Source organism: Barnesiella sp. WM24 (genome assembly GCF_004570975.1).
Lineage (GTDB): Bacteria > Bacteroidota > Bacteroidia > Bacteroidales > Muribaculaceae > Muribaculum.
Window position 1 is genome coordinate 33,099 of the sequence record NZ_SPPC01000008.1, and the last position, 16,026, is coordinate 49,124.

Annotated in this window: 15 protein-coding genes; 5 read left to right on the top strand and 10 right to left on the bottom strand. The window is 47.3% G+C overall.

Annotated elements, in window-relative coordinates; genetic code table 11:
• Window position 1 precedes the first annotated feature (1 nt).
• Window positions 2–1,141, top strand: a complete 1,140-nt coding sequence (locus E4T81_RS09720; RefSeq protein ID WP_135044014.1) for a cytochrome d ubiquinol oxidase subunit II — start codon at window positions 2–4, stop codon at window positions 1,139–1,141.
• 104 nt (window positions 1,142–1,245) lie between these two features.
• On the top strand, window positions 1,246–1,842 hold the full coding sequence (locus E4T81_RS09725; protein ID WP_135044016.1) for a YigZ family protein: 597 nt from the start codon (window positions 1,246–1,248) through the stop codon (window positions 1,840–1,842).
• Here E4T81_RS09725 and queA read toward each other — a convergent pair.
• The 6 genes from queA to E4T81_RS09755 form a co-directional block, all read right to left on the bottom strand.
• A complete protein-coding gene (queA, locus tag E4T81_RS09730) occupies window positions 1,839–2,891 on the bottom strand; it encodes a tRNA preQ1(34) S-adenosylmethionine ribosyltransferase-isomerase QueA (protein WP_135044018.1) in 1,053 nt (350 codons plus the stop codon). The genes E4T81_RS09725 and queA overlap by 4 nt on opposite strands.
• A gap of 37 nt (window positions 2,892–2,928) precedes the next feature.
• Entirely contained in the window at window positions 2,929–3,642 is a 714-nt protein-coding gene (gene truB / locus E4T81_RS09735) for a tRNA pseudouridine(55) synthase TruB (RefSeq protein ID WP_135044020.1), read from the bottom strand.
• A gap of 7 nt (window positions 3,643–3,649) precedes the next feature.
• Window positions 3,650–4,480, bottom strand: a complete 831-nt coding sequence (locus E4T81_RS09740; RefSeq protein WP_135044022.1) for an undecaprenyl-diphosphate phosphatase — start codon at window positions 4,478–4,480, stop codon at window positions 3,650–3,652.
• Window positions 4,481–4,519: 39 nt separating this feature from the next.
• The gene (locus E4T81_RS09745; protein ID WP_135044024.1) at window positions 4,520–4,804 is read right to left on the bottom strand and encodes a DUF3098 domain-containing protein; all 285 of its coding nucleotides are present in this window, start codon (window positions 4,802–4,804) and stop codon (window positions 4,520–4,522) included.
• A gap of 27 nt (window positions 4,805–4,831) precedes the next feature.
• Window positions 4,832–5,704 carry an ABC transporter permease gene (locus E4T81_RS09750; protein ID WP_135044026.1) on the bottom strand — a complete coding sequence of 291 codons (873 nt, stop codon included), beginning with the start codon at window positions 5,702–5,704 and terminating at the stop codon, window positions 4,832–4,834.
• 146 nt (window positions 5,705–5,850) lie between these two features.
• Window positions 5,851–7,344, bottom strand: a complete 1,494-nt coding sequence (locus E4T81_RS09755; RefSeq protein ID WP_135044028.1) for a succinate CoA transferase — start codon at window positions 7,342–7,344, stop codon at window positions 5,851–5,853.
• Window positions 7,345–7,603: 259 nt separating this feature from the next.
• On the opposite strand from E4T81_RS09755, the gene miaB reads away from it, so the two are divergent.
• On the top strand, window positions 7,604–8,956 hold the full coding sequence (gene miaB, locus E4T81_RS09760; protein WP_135044030.1) for a tRNA (N6-isopentenyl adenosine(37)-C2)-methylthiotransferase MiaB: 1,353 nt from the start codon (window positions 7,604–7,606) through the stop codon (window positions 8,954–8,956).
• Between the two features lie 48 nt (window positions 8,957–9,004).
• On the opposite strand, the gene E4T81_RS09765 is transcribed toward miaB, so the two are convergent.
• A complete protein-coding gene (locus E4T81_RS09765; protein WP_135044032.1) occupies window positions 9,005–9,691 on the bottom strand; it encodes a Crp/Fnr family transcriptional regulator in 687 nt (228 codons plus the stop codon).
• A 73-nt stretch (window positions 9,692–9,764) separates the two neighbouring features.
• Window positions 9,765–10,685 carry a bile acid:sodium symporter family protein gene (locus E4T81_RS09770; protein WP_135044034.1) on the bottom strand — a complete coding sequence of 307 codons (921 nt, stop codon included), beginning with the start codon at window positions 10,683–10,685 and terminating at the stop codon, window positions 9,765–9,767.
• Between the two features lie 637 nt (window positions 10,686–11,322).
• Here E4T81_RS09770 and E4T81_RS09775 point away from each other — a divergent pair.
• A complete protein-coding gene (locus E4T81_RS09775) occupies window positions 11,323–12,855 on the top strand; it encodes a DUF6377 domain-containing protein (protein WP_135044036.1) in 1,533 nt (510 codons plus the stop codon).
• Window positions 12,856–13,694: 839 nt separating this feature from the next.
• Here the strand turns inward: E4T81_RS09775 and E4T81_RS09780 are convergent.
• Window positions 13,695–14,273: a hypothetical protein gene (locus E4T81_RS09780; RefSeq protein ID WP_135044038.1), complete on the bottom strand. Its 579-nt coding sequence runs from the start codon at window positions 14,271–14,273 to the stop codon at window positions 13,695–13,697.
• 50 nt (window positions 14,274–14,323) lie between these two features.
• Between E4T81_RS09780 and E4T81_RS09785 the strand changes: the two genes are divergently transcribed.
• Window positions 14,324–15,454: a hypothetical protein gene (locus E4T81_RS09785; RefSeq protein WP_135044040.1), complete on the top strand. Its 1,131-nt coding sequence runs from the start codon at window positions 14,324–14,326 to the stop codon at window positions 15,452–15,454.
• Here the strand turns inward: E4T81_RS09785 and E4T81_RS09790 are convergent.
• Window positions 15,427–16,014 (bottom strand): Maf family nucleotide pyrophosphatase, encoded by a 588-nt coding sequence (locus E4T81_RS09790; protein ID WP_135044042.1) that lies wholly within the window; start codon window positions 16,012–16,014, stop codon window positions 15,427–15,429. The genes E4T81_RS09785 and E4T81_RS09790 overlap by 28 nt on opposite strands.
• Window positions 16,015–16,026: the final 12 nt, after the last annotated feature.

The following is a 16,026-nucleotide window of genomic DNA, read 5'->3' on the forward strand; positions in this document are numbered from 1 at the left end:
TATGGGACTTGAACATTTACAGATATATTGGTGGCTGCTCATCTCAGTGTTGGGCGCACTGCTTGTATTTCTTCTGTTTGTCCAGGGAGGACAGTCGATGATACTTTGCACACGCAACCCGATGGAGCGTAATCTTATAATAAACTCGATAGGAAAAAAGTGGGAGCTGACATTTACTACGCTTGTCGTGTTTGGCGGGGCGTTTTTTGCATCTTTTCCACTGTTTTACAGCACCAGTTTCGGTGGAGCCTACTGGCTGTGGATGCTGATTCTGTTTACTTTTGTAGGGCAGGCTGTGAGCTTCCAGTACAGGCGTAAGGCAGGAAATCTTTACGGCACGTCGTTCTACGACTGGCTGCTGATGATTAACGGGGTGCTTGGCTGCTTCCTGCTTGGAGTGGCTGTGTCGATGTTTTTCTTCGGTGCAGAGTTCTCGGTCAAGATGGGTAATATTCTTGATTCAGGCTCGCCTGTGATTTCAAGGTGGGCGCCGACTCATGGATTTGAGGCTATCTTCTGCTGGAAAAACTGGATTCTTGGCATAGCAGTGGTGTTTCTGGCGCGTATGCAGGCTGCATTATACTTCATGAACAATGTAGGTGACGATGACCATTTCTTTAGACTAAACAAGCGCAGGGTGCTTGTCAACGGAGTTATCTTCGTCGTGTTTTTCCTCGTTTTTGTAGGGATGTTGCTTATGGCTGACGGTTACCGCACTACCGGTGCCCACAGTTTCTTGCAGGAGTCTAACCGCTATCTGCTTAACTTTATCGAGATGTGGTGGTGTCTTGTCTTGTTTCTTGTAGGAGTAGTGATGGTTTTGTATGCCGTGTTCAGGTCAAGTGTGTCTGACCATTATACAAAGGGTATATGGTGGTCGGGCATCGGCACATTTATTGTCGTGCTTTCTCTCTTCTTTGTCGCCGGATATAATGACACTCCTTATTATCCGTCGCTTACCGATCCGTCAAGCTCGCTGACGATACAGAACAGTTCGTCGACTTACTTCACATTGAAGGTGATGAGTTTTGTGTCGATACTGATTCCTGTCGTTGTCGCATACATCGCTTATGTGTGGTACAAGATGGACCGCGGACAGTTCACGCCCGAAGAGATGGAAAGTGACAGCCACTCTTATTGACCGGTCATAGATGCCGGGGTAATCACGGCCGGTTAAGCCCCGGCTTGACAATAAATTTCAGATTGTCACCCATAATCCTTACCTTTGCAGGAAACTAAAGGATTATGGGTGACACATTTTATACACTTGAGGCTCCCGCAGAGGGATGGTATAAGGAGAAGATGAGCAAGTTTCTCGCATTTGCCGTCCCGGTCGATAGCGCCGCGGAGGCAAAAGAGGTTATATCATCCTTTCAGAAGAAGTATCATGACGCGCGTCACGTGTGCTGGGCATACATGATAGGGGCGGCGCGCACTGAATTTCTATCCAATGACAACGGCGAGCCGTCGGGCACTGCCGGAAAGCCTATTCTCGGTCAGATAAATTCTTTTAATCTCACTAACATAGTCATCGTGGTCGTGAGATATTTCGGCGGTATAAAGCTCGGTACGAGCGGACTTATCGTGGCTTATCGCGAGGCGGCGAGAGAGGCTATAGCGGCAGGCACTGTCATAGAGTGTCACGAGCAGGCGACAATCGGCTTCACGTTCCCGTATCTTGTGATGAATGACGTGATGAAAGCTGTAAAAGACCCGGAGGTAAAGATTGTCGACCAGATATTTGACAATGCCTGCGAGATGACGATAAAAATACGCGCTGACCTTGCCGGGGCAATGACAGCGCGTCTATGCGGTATAGATGGAGTGAGTCTTCGGGATTAGTCGATGATGAGCATCGCGTCTCCGTAGGCTCCGAAGCGGTATTTTTCTTTCACCGCGACTTCATAGGCTTTCATCACAAGGTCATAGCCGCCAAATGCGGTGACCATCATGAGCATGGTGGAGTAGGGCATGTGAAATCCGCTCACCATTGCGTTTGCGACGGTAAAGTCGTAGGGAGGGAAGATAAACTTGTTGGTCCAGCCGGTAAAAGTCTTCATGTGTCCGCCCATGCTTACCGCACTCTCGATTCCACGCAGCACTGAAGTGCCGACGGCACATACGCGCTTACCGGCATCTTTTGTCTCGTTTACCCGGTCAACAAGAGTATCGCTTACTTCCATTTCCTCCGAGTCCATGCGGTGTTTAGTAAGGTCTTCCACGTCGATTTCCCTGTAATTGCCAAGACCGGAGTGTACGGTCAGAAATCCTGACTCGATACCTTTTATCTCCATGCGTTTAAGTAGCTCGCGGCTGAAATGCATGCCTGCCGATGGAGCCACTACCGCGCCTTCTTTCTTAGCGAAGATACACTGATAGCGTTCGGCATCCTCAGGCACCGGCTCGCGCTTAATGTAGGGGGGAAGCGGTGTCTGTCCGAGCTTGTAAAGCGCTTCCTTAAATTCTTCGTGGCTTCCGTCATAGAGAAAGCGCAGTGTCCTTCCGCGTGAGGTCGTGTTGTCGATGACTTCTGCCACCATTGACTCGTCGTCGCCGAAATACAGCTTGTTTCCGATACGTATCTTGCGGGCAGGCTCTACGAGTACATCCCACAATTTATTCTCTTCATTAAGTTCGCGCAACAGGAATACCTCGATTTTTGCGCCTGTCTTCTCCTTGTTGCCATAGAGGAGCGCGGGAAATACTTTTGTGTCGTTGAAGATGAACATGTCACCTTCGTCAAAATAGTTGATGATTTCCTTGAATTGGCGATGTTCAATCTCGCCGGTAGAGCGGTGCACTACCATAAGTCGTGACTCGTCACGAACGTCACATGGTTCCGTGGCTATAAGCTCATCGGGAAGTTTGAATTTAAATTGAGAAAGTTTCATAAACGTATATACGGTAATGTTGTTAATTTCCGATTTGTCAGTTACTTTGTTCTTCCGGCATTTCGATGGGGGTCTCGCCTATGAGTTTTATTGCGTTGTCAACCGACAGGCAGTTGTCGACATGCACGGTGCCCACCCTTGTGCGCCGCAGCGCAGTGAGATGTCCGCCTGACCCGAGAGCTTCTCCGATGTCACGTGCGAGAGCTCTGATATATGTGCCTTTGCTGCACACTACCCTGATTTCAATGCTTTCGGGAGTGAATGTCAGTAATTCGATAGCGTCGATTACAAGCATCTTGGGCTTTATCACGACCTCTTTGCCTTTGCGTGCCCGTTCATAAGCCCTTACGCCATTTACCTTGCATGCGGAGAATGCCGGCGGTATCTGTGATATGGGGCCGGTGAACTTTTTTAGCGTTTCCTCGACAAGTTCGCGTGTAATGTGTGACGTAGGATATGTCGCGTCAATCTCTGTCTCGAGATCAAATGACGGCGTGGTCGCCCCGAGGGCTATCGTAGCCACATACTCTTTGACATGAGCCTGCAGGGTGTCTATCTGCTTGGTGGCTTTGCCGGTGCATATCATCATTACGCCGGTGGCAAGGGGGTCGAGAGTGCCCGCATGTCCTACCTTGAGCTTCTTGATTTTCATGCGCCGCAGCAGCGCGCCTCTTACGCGCTTTACAGCGTCAAACGATGTCCAGCCGAGTGGCTTGTCGATATATAATATTTCTCCGTCAATAAAATTCATCGCGATATTACCAGATTAGACAGACGATACCGGCGATGACACAATACACGGCAAACCATACAAGCTTGCCCTTCTTGATGATGTCGAGCATCCATTTGCACGCTATGCAGCCTACGATGAACGAGGCGAGGAAGCCTACGACAAGGGGAAGTGTGCCTATCGAAGGTGCGGCTGAGGCGGCAGCGTCGGGGAAAATCATGTCTTTGAGGTCAAGAAGTCCTTTGCCAAGGATGGGGATGATGACCATGAGGAAAGAAAATTGTGCTACCTTCTCTCTGTTGTCGCCAAGGATTATACCGGTCGCGATTGTGGTGCCTGAGCGTGAAAGCCCCGGGAGAACTGCTATCGCCTGCGCGCAACCGATGATGAATGCGTCAAGCCAGGTTATGTCTCTGCCCTGAGGACTTCCGGGATTTTTGATGGCGGCGCGGGTGCGGGTGAAGTAGGCGAAGCAAAGTAGTGCGGCAGTGACGATAAGGCAGATGCCCACTACTGTAAGATTGCCCTTGAAAAACTCTTCTACATCTTTTTGGAAAAATGCGCCTACAATCCCCACCGGAATACATGAAAGCAGAATCTTGCACACGGTGTAGAAGCGGTCGTCGCGCTTTACTGTGAAAAATGACACTACCAGGGGATAGAACTCATGCCACAAGATTACAATCGTACTTAATACTGTGGCTACATGAAGCATGATGCTGAACTCAAGCGATGCGTCGGGGTCGAGATGCACGCCGAGTATCTGCTTGAATATTTCAAGATGTCCGCTGCTGCTTATCGGCAGATATTCCGAAAGCCCTTGTATTATGCCCAGTATAAGGGCGTCAATCCAGTCCATGTCTTATATATTATATATTGTAGATTATAATAATGTCTGTTATTTTTTGCGCGGGCGGAAGACTATAGCCACACCCATGAAAATGAATCCGAGAAATGCGATTGTCGGGCCGACCACTATGCGCCTGGTCGAGAAAATGTCGGGGTTGAACGACTCGACAGTGGTGCTTCCGCCAAGCATCAGCAGGAAGCCGGTCAGGATAACAAAGCCGGCTATCGCCATAAGGATGAAGTTAATCTTTGTAAGGGCAAAGCGGCTGCGCGGCTCTGTCTCTATTATGTCGCCGGAGTTTTTGTCGGCTCTTGTTTTGTTGTTTGTTGCCATATGTCGGGGTGTATTATTTTGTCGTTGTCATTTAAACATGTCGTCGTAGTCGGAGCGCAGGTACTTGTTTGTGGCAAACAATGAGGCGACAGCGCATATTGCGATGCCGATGACTATAATGCCTCCAAACACCCATGCCGCCTGGTCCCACGGTATTGCCGAGGCGATTACTTTGTCGGCTGAATGTAGGTAGAACAGCGCGCCTGCAAGCAGCAGGTCGGCTATGATTGCAGCGAGAAATCCGCCAAGGATATTGCTGTTTATTATCGGGCGGCGGATGAAGCTTCCGGTGGCGCCTACGAGTTTCATCGTGTGTATAAGGAATCTGCGGGAATACACTGTGAGCCTTACTGTATTGTTAATCAGGGCAAAGGATATGAATAGCAATGCCGCCGCCACAATTGTCAGAATAAGGGCTACTGACTTGATGTTGTGGTTGATGGCATCGACCATGTCGGAGTGTACGCTGATTTCGCTTATATAGGGCAGCTTCTTTAGCGGGGCGATGAGGGTTTCTATCGAGTCGGTGGAGGCGTAAGCGGCTTTTACTTTTATTTCAAGCTCTCCCGGCAGCGGGTTGACTCCAAGCACCTTTATGAGGTCTTCGCCCGTCTCTTCCTGCCATTTTTGCAAGGCGTCTTCCGGTGAAAAGTACCTGATGCCTGACACTCCCTGCGTTGAAGAAAAGTGTTTCTTCAGGTAATTGACATTGGTTACTGTGGCTGTGTCGGAAAGAATCACGCTGAATCCCATGTTTTCGCGTATTTCTGTGGTTATTGACCTTGCCGCTATGCCGAGCATTGAGATTATGCCGAGCAGCAAGAGTACAAGCGCGACACTGACTGTCGATGTTATCTGAGCTGAAAATGTAGATATGCCTTTTTTACCTTTTTTCTCCATATATGGTGTCACGGGGCGATAATTGCCTAATGACGTGCAAATTTACAACATAATTGACGGCTTGTCAAGTATTTGGTTGTAAAAAAAATACTTCCGGTCGGTGATTTAAATCGCTGACCGGAAGTATGATATTGAAAATTAGCTGATTATGCAAATTTTGACCAGTCGGTCTTGCGCATGTCGCCTTCAGCTGCAAAAGTAGTGTGGAAGGCGAGGGCTGCATTGAGTGAGTGAGGAGTGTGACCGCCCTTCGTAAGCTTCAGGTAGTCCCAGAGAAGCTGTTTGTACTCGGGGTTGACACAATTTTCGATTACAGTTTGAGCTTTCTGTATCGGTGATTTGCCGCGAAGGTCGGCGATACCCTGGTCGGTGATTATTACATCTACGGAGTGCTCGCTGTGGTCGAGGTGTGACACCATCGGTACAATAGTGGAGATGAGGCCTCCCTTTGCTATTGACGGACAGCTGAAAATGGAGATGTAGGCGTTGCGGGTGAAGTCGCCTGAGCCGCCGATTCCGTTCATCATCTTTGTTCCGGTCACGTGGGTCGAGTTTATGTTACCGAATATGTCGGCTTCGAGCGCGGTGTTCATGGTTATGACACCGAGTCGGCGCACGACCTCAGGGCTGTTGGATATTTCGCCCGGACGGATGAGAATCTTGTCGCGGAAGAAGTCTATGTTGTTGAACACCTCAGCCATTTTGGCATCGGAGAATGTCATCGAGCAGGTGGATGCAAATTTACATTTGCCGTTTTCCATAAGGTCGACTACAGCGTCCTGGATAACTTCGGTGTACATCTCGAACGCCGGGATTTCGGGTGAGTCGCCAAGACCGAACAATACGGCGTTTGCCACGTTGCCCACACCGCTCTGCAGGGGGAGGAATGTGGCGGGGATGGCTCCGCGGCGGAGTTCGTTGATGAGGAAGTTGCATACGTTGGCTCCGATCTGTTCGGTTACCTGGTCGAGCGGAGAGAAGCCGTGTACACCGTCGGTGCTGTTAGTGCGGACAATTCCTACTATTTTTGACGGGTCGACTTTCAGCAAGGTGTCGCCTATGCGGTCGCTCGGCTTGTAGATGGGGATTTCGCGGCGGTAGGGGGGATCCAGCGGGAGATAGAGGTCATGAAGCCCTTCGACTGATTCGGGGATGGCGTCGTTGAGCTCGATGATGATTTTTTTTGCCATTTTTGCAACGGTAGGTGTCATGCCTACACCGGTGCCGAGAAGTATCTCACCGTTGTCGCTGACGCGCGCAGCCTCGATTATTGCCACGTCGATGTCGCCGAATGTGCCATAACGGAGCTTCTGTGCAAGCTCTGACAGGTGAAGGTCAAAGTAGTTTGCCTCATGAGCGTTGATGCGCTTGCGGAGGTCGGCTGAACTTTGATAGGGGGTGCGCTTGTCTATGGCGTTGGCGCGGGCGAGGGCTCCGTCGATATGGTCGTTGGTTGACGCGCCTGAAAATATGTTCACTTTAAAGGGCCTGCCTTCGGCGTGCTCTTTTTCCGCTTTTTGAGCCAGTGCCTCGGTTACTGCTTTGGGGGTACCGGCAGCGGTAAATCCTGAGATGCCGAGGTTGTCACCGTTCTTAATGATGTCGGCAGCTTCTTGAGCTGTAAGGATCGGGAATGCCATTGTCGTGATAATTATAAAGTCGTTTAAGGAAAAATTCGTAATTTTGCACAAAAGTAAATAAAAGTGCGCAACAAACAAAATTTTTCAATCTGAGGATTGGTTATTTTGATAAGCGATACTTGCAATAATTGGAGATTAAGTAATCCGGAAAAGGCGCGGTGCATGGCGGTGGCGTGATTGAAATGTATTTTGCACTGATTATGGACACGTGGAAAGGATTGCTTGACATGATATATAAATAATGATAAAATAGTTGATTATGACTGATAAGATGAATGGCGCCGTCGCTGAGAGACGGTTGTATATAGAGACATATGGCTGCCAGATGAATGTGGCAGACAGTGAGGTCGTGGCAGCCGTGATGTCGACTGCCGGCTATGACATGACCGATGACATTAATCTTGCCGACGCTGTGCTGCTTAACACATGCTCCATCCGCGACAATGCCGAGCAGAAGATTCATTCGCGCTTGCAGTATCTTGCGTCGTTGAAGCGTAAGCGTCAGGGCGGACTTATTGTAGGCGTGATCGGCTGCATGGCGGAGCGTGTCAAGGATGACCTTATCGCCAATCATGGTGTGGACATGGTTGCCGGTCCTGACTCCTATCTTGACTTGCCTGCGCTGATAGGCGCGGTCGAGGCGGGTGAAAAGGCTATAAACGTTGATTTGTCGACTACTGAGACTTACCGTGATATAATCCCGATGAAGATAACCGGCAACAGGGTGTCGGGATTCATAAGCATAATGCGCGGATGTAATAATTTCTGCTCTTATTGCATTGTGCCTTATACAAGAGGCAGGGAGCGTAGCCGGGAGGCTGAAAGTATATTGAGGGAACTCGCCGACCTGCGTGAGCGTGGGTTCAAGGAGGTGACCCTGCTCGGGCAGAATGTGAACTCTTATAATTATGTGTCGCCCGATGGTGACACTGTGGATTTCGCCCGCCTGCTGTCGATGGTGGCGGAGGCTGCGCCTGACATGAGGGTGAGGTTTACGACAAGCCATCCTAAGGATATGAGCGACGACATCATTGACGCGATAGCTTCCCATGACAATATATGCAATCACATTCACCTGCCTGTGCAGTCGGGCTCTGACTCTGTGCTGAAGGCGATGAATCGTAAATACACGCGTGAATGGTATCTCGGGCGCATAGCGGCAATTCGTCGCGCTATCCCTGACTGTGGAATCTCCACCGATATGTTCACGGGCTTCCACGGTGAGACCGAGGATGACTTTGAAGAGACGCTGAGCCTGATGCGTGAGGTGGGATTTGATTCCGCGTTTATGTTCAAGTATTCGGAGCGCCCTGGTACGCTTGCTGCGCGCACTATGCCCGACAATGTGCCTGAGGAGGTCAAGATTGATCGCCTTAACCGGATGATTGCACTTCAGAACGAGCTGTCGGCTGAGTCTAACCGCCGAGACATAGGCAAGACTTTTGATGTGCTTGTCGAGGGTGTGTCAAAGCGTTCAAAGGAGCAGATGGTAGGGCGCAATCAGCAAAACAAGACATGTGTATTTCCGCGCGGTGATTTCCGTATCGGTGATGTCGCGCGTGTGCGTGTCACCGGCTCGTCGTCGGCGACATTAATCTGTGAACTTTGCTGATGGTTAGACCCCGTTCCCCGGCGTTAACAAATATTGGGGAACGGGGTCTTAGTCGGCTGTCGTGTGTAGGATGTCGAGCAGTGCCTGACGGGAGATAATGCGTATCTCGTTGGTGTCATACTCGATTATCCCGCGCTCTTTAAGGCTTTCAAGAGTGGATATAAAGGATGTGCGCTGCACGCCAAACATTGAATATAAGTCTCTCTGTTTGCACGTAAGCGCTATGTCAGTGCCGCCGGGCTGTGTAAGCGAGATTATCCAGAATGCGATACGCTCCTCAAGGCTTCCCGCTGTTATCGACAGGATGCCGTCAACCGCCTTTTGTGCGTTGCGCGACAGTATGTTGAGGAAGTTGAACAGAAATATTTCGTCTGTGTTAAGTATCTTTGTATAGTCGGCTTTTGAAATCTGTAGGATGCTTGTGGGCTCTATAGCCACTGCCGAGCATGGATAAAACGGAGCTTTGCCGAATAAAAATTCGGGGGAGAGCACATTTGGAGCTTCAAGTGTCTGCGAGACCTTGAGACGGTTGTTGGCATTGGCGATTGTTACTCTCAATTTGCCTGAGATTATGAACACTATATGTGTACACGGGTCGCCTGCATTTACCACAGTCTCATCTGAAAGATATTTCAGAAAATGAAATTTGGTAGTGCCAACGACTTCCGATAGCTTGTAGCGGCTTACTCCTTTAAACAGCGGGAGCTCCATCAGTATTTCATACATGCTGTTCATGACTCTGGTATTATAATGTATTATATTAAACGCTGATGTTTTATAAAAGTTTTTAAAATTAACCAAATAAGGGTTAATCCTGTCGGGTTTTCTCCTGTCTTGTCTTGAAAAACAGCTGAAGGGAATTAATTGTATTCTGCCATGCTACATATGCCGCCGGTCCTACCGATGCTATGGGATTCAGGTAAGTGAGTGCCATCCATATTGCCAGTACGGTGTTTTTTTGTCCTAATCCTTGTGCGCCTGAAATCTTGTCGCCGAGGCGCGAACCTATTTTTCTCCCGATATAGAATTGCAGCATACAGGCGGCAAGCGATGCGAGAGCGATAAGGATCATTTCAGGGATGCGGTCGGCAGGTTCTTTCATGACAAAGCTCACAGCGTTGCCTACCACAATTATCAGGGCGACCGCCCATATATAGAACGAAAGTGACTGGCGATTGGCGATTTCGTGATGTATTCTCGGTGCGAACACCTGGAATAGAAGCGCAAGAGCAAGCGGTGACAGTATAAGTGGAAGCACCTTGACGCATATCGTTGTCGCTGACTCGATAAATCCTATTTCTGCCTCCGTGCCCATCAAGGAGAAGAGCAGAGGGGCGAGCAGGGCTACCGCAATGTTGCTGAAAATAGAGTAGGTGACGACTCGCGAGACAGATCCTCCGAGCATGCCTGTTATTACCGGCGCAGCTGTGGCTGTGGGGCAGAATATGCAGATAAACGCTCCCTGCGCTATGTCGGCGTTAAATGGCAGGATGGCGATGTAGGCGGCGATGGAGCCTATAATCTGGACTGCAAGCATCGCCCAGATAAAGCGTGTTATTTTGAAGACTTTGGGCGACACGCGGCAGAAAGTAATCAGAAGCATGATAAATATAAGACATGGTGACAGAAATGCAACCATGCCGATGTAGTCATGCAATATGATTCCGATGACCATTGCTATCGGCAGTATCCACGGTTTGAGCTGCTGCCTGAAGTTTGATGTTTTCATGGTGCAAAGGTAATCCCAAATCTTAAAAATAGCAAATGCTTCTTGACCGGATTTGTTCTTGTGGATTTTGTCGCTGAAATAGGTGGACTTTTTGTTTGAAATCGTAAATCAAAATAAGATAATGGGATTAATTGAGTTTCAATCATAATCTATATTATTACATGGATATACTCTGATTATCAGTATTAAATATTTATATTTGTATCTAATATTTTTGTATCTATATCGTATATAGTAGGCATGTAATGAACAATTGATTAATTTTGTAATGCTGAAAGAACGATATAAATCGAACTGTCAGTTTTTCCAACAATGTGACGAATGTAAATAGTGCATAATAGTAAATGTGTTTTATGTTAGGTTTGAAAGCCTTTGAAAGAAGGCACAAAAATGGCCACTTCGTGAGAAGCGGCCATTTTTGTTTGTTTCAATGACCGCTTTTTATGTTGCTAAATTAAGAAACTTGAATCGCATTATTGATTTCGTTTGAGTGAAAAAGTGTTAATGCGATTGGAGCGTCGGAATTTTGATGTATATTTGTAAGTGAAAACCTTGGATTACTAATTGTTTACCAAAAGACCTAATGCGATACCGTTTCATTATATCAATATTTGTTTTGTTGATAAGTGCTTATTCTGTGACTTGTCGGGCCGATGCACAGTTCCCGCCTACGCTTGACCGGGCGTTGAAGTCACTTGACAAGGCGTTGGAAAACAGGCAGGACAAGATTGATGAAGTCAATGGATTGATAGACTCTTTGCGCCGGGAACTTTCAGCGCCCGGCATAGGGTATAATGACGAGATATTACTACTGGAGCAGATTGCAGGGGCATTCCGGCATATCCAAGTGGATTCGGCATATGCGTATTCGGAAAGGGCGATTGCTCTTTCACGGGAGAATGGAGATTCTGCGCGCGCTATGAGGCTGTATCTTAACCAGATTGACATTTTGCCTCTGCGAGGGTATGTACATGAAGCGTTGATGAGGATAGACTCGGTGAACGCCATGTCTCTTGACAGTGACTTGAAACGCTCATTCTTTAAAAATGCGCGCAGTGCGCTGCTGTGTATCACGTCTTTATATTCTCCCCACGCTTTGAATGACAGCTATTTTGAGCGGTATGTCGCTTATAATGATTCTTTGCTTTCGGTTACTCCGGAGGATGTGCCTGAGCATAAGCTTTATCTTGGCTGTCATTATCTCGGTTCCAATCAGTTGTCGCTTGCAATGGCTACCCTTAGCGATTATCTTGAGTCGATAGATATGAGTAATGCGTGTTTCGGTGATGCGGCTGCTAATCTTGCGATTGCCCAGTTTATCCGGGGACGAATGGATCTATGGCTTTATTTCTTGACGCTGAATGCTCATTTTGAGGTGGTGAATGGATATACTGACGGTGAGGCGCTTCGTCAGATTAGTCCGCGCTTGTATGAACGCGGTGACGTCAATCGCGCTTATAGTTACCTGTTTACCTCTCAGGAGGACATCGCTTCGAGCGGCGCACTAATCCGTAGTATGCATGTCGCGGGGGCTTTCCCTATGGTTGAGGGCGCTTACCGGCTTCAGCAGGAGCGGTACACATATATATTATGGACGGTGCTGGCTTGCCTTTTGCTGATATGTTTTCTGGTGTTTATGATTATGCGTAATAAGATGCGCGACTTAAAGCGGCTTAGCGATTTAAAGGTGAAGCTTGCAAAGGCTAATGCCGTAAAGGAAACTTATATAGCGGAATTCCTTTCGCTGTGTTCGGTGTATATGGATAAGCTTGAGGAGTTTAACCGCACCGTCAGCCGCAAGATTACTGCCGGACAGATTGAGGATTTGTATGGCATGGTGAAGTCGGGGCGTTTTATTGATGAGCAGACGAAGCTGTTTTATGATGTATTTGACAATGCGTTCATAAATATATATCCTGATTTTATTCATGACGTGAATCTTCTGCTTCTTGACGACAAGAAGTTTGTGCTGGCTGACACTAAGAAGCTTACTCCAGAGCTGAGGATTCTTGCGTTTATGCGTCTCGGGCTTGAGGACAGCGCAAAGATGGCGCGTTTTCTCGGGCTTTCGTTGAATACAGTTTACACCTATCGTAACCGCCTGAAAAGCAGGGCGAAGAACAGGGATACTTTTGAGCGGGATATTCTTAATATTGGCGGTGTCGGCTGATGTCTTTTTTGAAACTGTTTATATGGTCTTGTGATGGCTTGTGTTGATTTTGGTTGATTCTCAGGCTGTTGCTCACTTGATTTCTTATATTGTGTTATATTGACATGAGATAGTGTTGACAATCCCATGTCTCAATTATTATTTTTGTGCCGTGATTGATGTCCAAGGACGATTTTTCACGCCACTTATTGTCTTTATTGCTTTCTCTTGAGCGAATAAATAAAGCTATAGTGGAGTTATATCGGCTATTATTGACTTGCTGACATATATATTGAAAAAACAGAACTCAATAGGTATTATTTTTGAATAGGAAAGATTGATGTTAGTTAGTAAAGGTTGAATGCCCGCAAGGGCGTAAAATCGGGAGCGACATCGGGAGATGCTGCTCCCGATTTTGTGTAGAAGTTTTTAAGTTAAAAGTGGGTTGGGTGTCTCTTTTCGATGATTCATTTCTTGTTTCTTGGTGGAAAAATTATCAAAACGATGTAATAATGGTGGTTTTTAACAAAAAAATACATTATGTAATTATTTAAAATAGATAATTGTAATATAGTGTATGACAAATTGTTATCTGTTATATAGAGAAATTTAGTTTTATATTGAATTATGATAGATGTGTTTTATGTAAATTCATGATATATCTTTGCAATGTGTAAAATAAATTACTCAGTCTAAGATTAGAAAAGTTATTAAAAAGGGTTAGTATTTTTGATGTGAAGAATTAGGATAGTTAGTTTATACAATGATGAAAAGTGTTTTTGATTAATTAATGTTTTAGGTTGATTACTTGGCGAAAGCCAAAACGAATAAAGCCACTCGTGAGAGTGGCTTTTTTGATGTCATATGGTTTCGTAGATCTCCAGGTAGGAGCTTGCCGGATCTGCCGGGCCTATTATATATCCGGGATGAGGATCAGTCAGTTCGTGACATGTCATCTCTCTGTTTTCAAAAGCTATGTGGAGCAGTTCCCAGTCTGAGAGTATTTTGTTAAAGAGTTTGCGGTTGTAGGATTCTCTTTTTATGAGGGCTTTTCTTGTCTGGTAGATGTCGGCGGGATTGGAAAGCGTCAAGAGGGTAGGTATCTTATATCTCATCAGTACATAGGCGAGCATCGGCAGGTTGAGATAGTCTCCGTCAAGGGTGTAAATATGTATAATGTCGGGACGTACTTCTGCAATACGGTCAAGGAGGGTAGACGTGGCTCTTATCGAATGGAGGTGATACGAGTCGCTGATGTAGCCGAGGGTTCTATGAATTAACCTGTCGGCTTTGGACCCTATCTTTATTGCCGGTGGTGGAGCGGTTATTTCCTGCTTTTCCGCTGCTGCCACAATTATTTCGTGATGTGATGCGTTTGCCTTTTTTATGATTTCGGCAATTCCTTTTCCCGTGTTGTATGTTATGATCAGAATTTTCACCGTCTTTTTGATTTCTCTTTTTGCAAATATAGCTAACTTTACTCTTAATAATGAAATTATATCTTTTTAATCCGGAGAATGACATCGCGCTCGCTTATGGCAGGCGGAGGTTCACGATGTCACAGAATGTCGCCCGCCTGCATGATGACGGCGCGTTACTGCCTATGTGGTACGCTTCTGATTGTGACGCTGTTTTAGGTGTTTGTCATGATGGGGAGTGGCTTGACTTTGTGAGGGCTTCGTTTGGCATCGGGGCTGACGTGACCAAGTCTTGCCGTCATGGGGTATACAATGGTTCTCCTTGGGGGTGGTCGTTTGATGCGTCGCGCAGGCTTTCGTCAGCCGGGGCTGCTGTAATTAGTGACGAAAAAATCGACGCTATTGCCTCGTTGAGTCATAGAAGGGTGACCGTAAGAATCATGCAACGGTTGCATGAGAATCTGGACTTCCCTCTTCCTCGTGTGCCGGTTGAGATTTCCGATACAGGGAGTCTGCTGCGGCGTGTTTCAGAATCTCCCGTCTATGTCAAGGCGCCGTGGTCAAGCAGCGGCAGGGGTGTGTTTAGGGTAGATACTGTTGATGAGCGTGTGCTTGCCCGTGTTGAAGGCGTGTTGCGTCGTCAAGGAAGCGTGCTTGTCGAGGATGCTCTTGAAAAGAAATGTGATTTCGCCATGCTGTTTAATATATCCGGCGGTATAGTCAGTTGGGTGGGGTATTCGTTTTTTTTCAATGCTGTCGGCGATGCTTATGGCGGAAATATGCTTGCCGATGACAGCCGGATTGAAGATCTGCTGGTTGCAAATGGAGCTGCGCGTGAGCGGCTGCATGCGATACGCGATCTCCTTGTCGATGTATTTGCTGATATAATCGGTGACGCCTACGAAGGTTACTTCGGAGTTGATATGCTGATTACGGAGAGTGGCATGATAGCTCCATGCATAGAGCTTAATCTTCGCATGACAATGGGGGTTGTAGCCCATATCTTGAAATCGCGCTATCTTCCTGATGGGGTTACGGGTGTCTACCGTGTATTGTCAGGCGTTCCTTCATCGGTGACCGCTCCGGTGATTGAAAATGGGAAATTACTGAAAGGTAGCGTGTTTCTTACCCCACCTTCAGCCGGCGGGTTCAACTTTATTATGGAAGCCGGCGGTCAGCTTATTTCCGACAGATGCTTGTAAAGCTTGTGTACAGGCAGCCCCATGACATTGTAGAAACTTCCGTCGATTCCTTTTATGCCAACAGCGCCTATCCATTCCTGGATTCCATATGCCCCGGCTTTGTCATAGGGACGGTATTTATTGATGTAATAATCGATTTCTTCATCGGTGAGATTGTCAAATGTGACTTTTGTCTCGGCTGAAAATGACGCGCTTTTGACCGATGTAGACACGGTCACACCTGTTACGACTTTATGGCTTTTCCCTGATAGCATTTTCAGCATTTCCTTTGCCCTCTCTTCCGATGACGGCTTGCCTAAAATCATGCCGTCAACAATCACTACCGTGTCGGCGGTTATTATAATTGTGTCAGGTGTTATTGTCGGCAGATAGGCTTTGCCTTTTTTTGCTGAAAGATATTCTGCCACTGATTCTGCCGGCATGTCATCGGGATAGCTCTCATCGACCTCAATTATGTCAGCTATGTCAAAGTCTATGCCGAGCATCCCGAGCAACTCGCGGCGTCGGGGAGAGTGGCTTGCAAGGAGAATCTTTTTCCCGTCAAGATTTCGTAGCGGCATTTGGAAAGTATT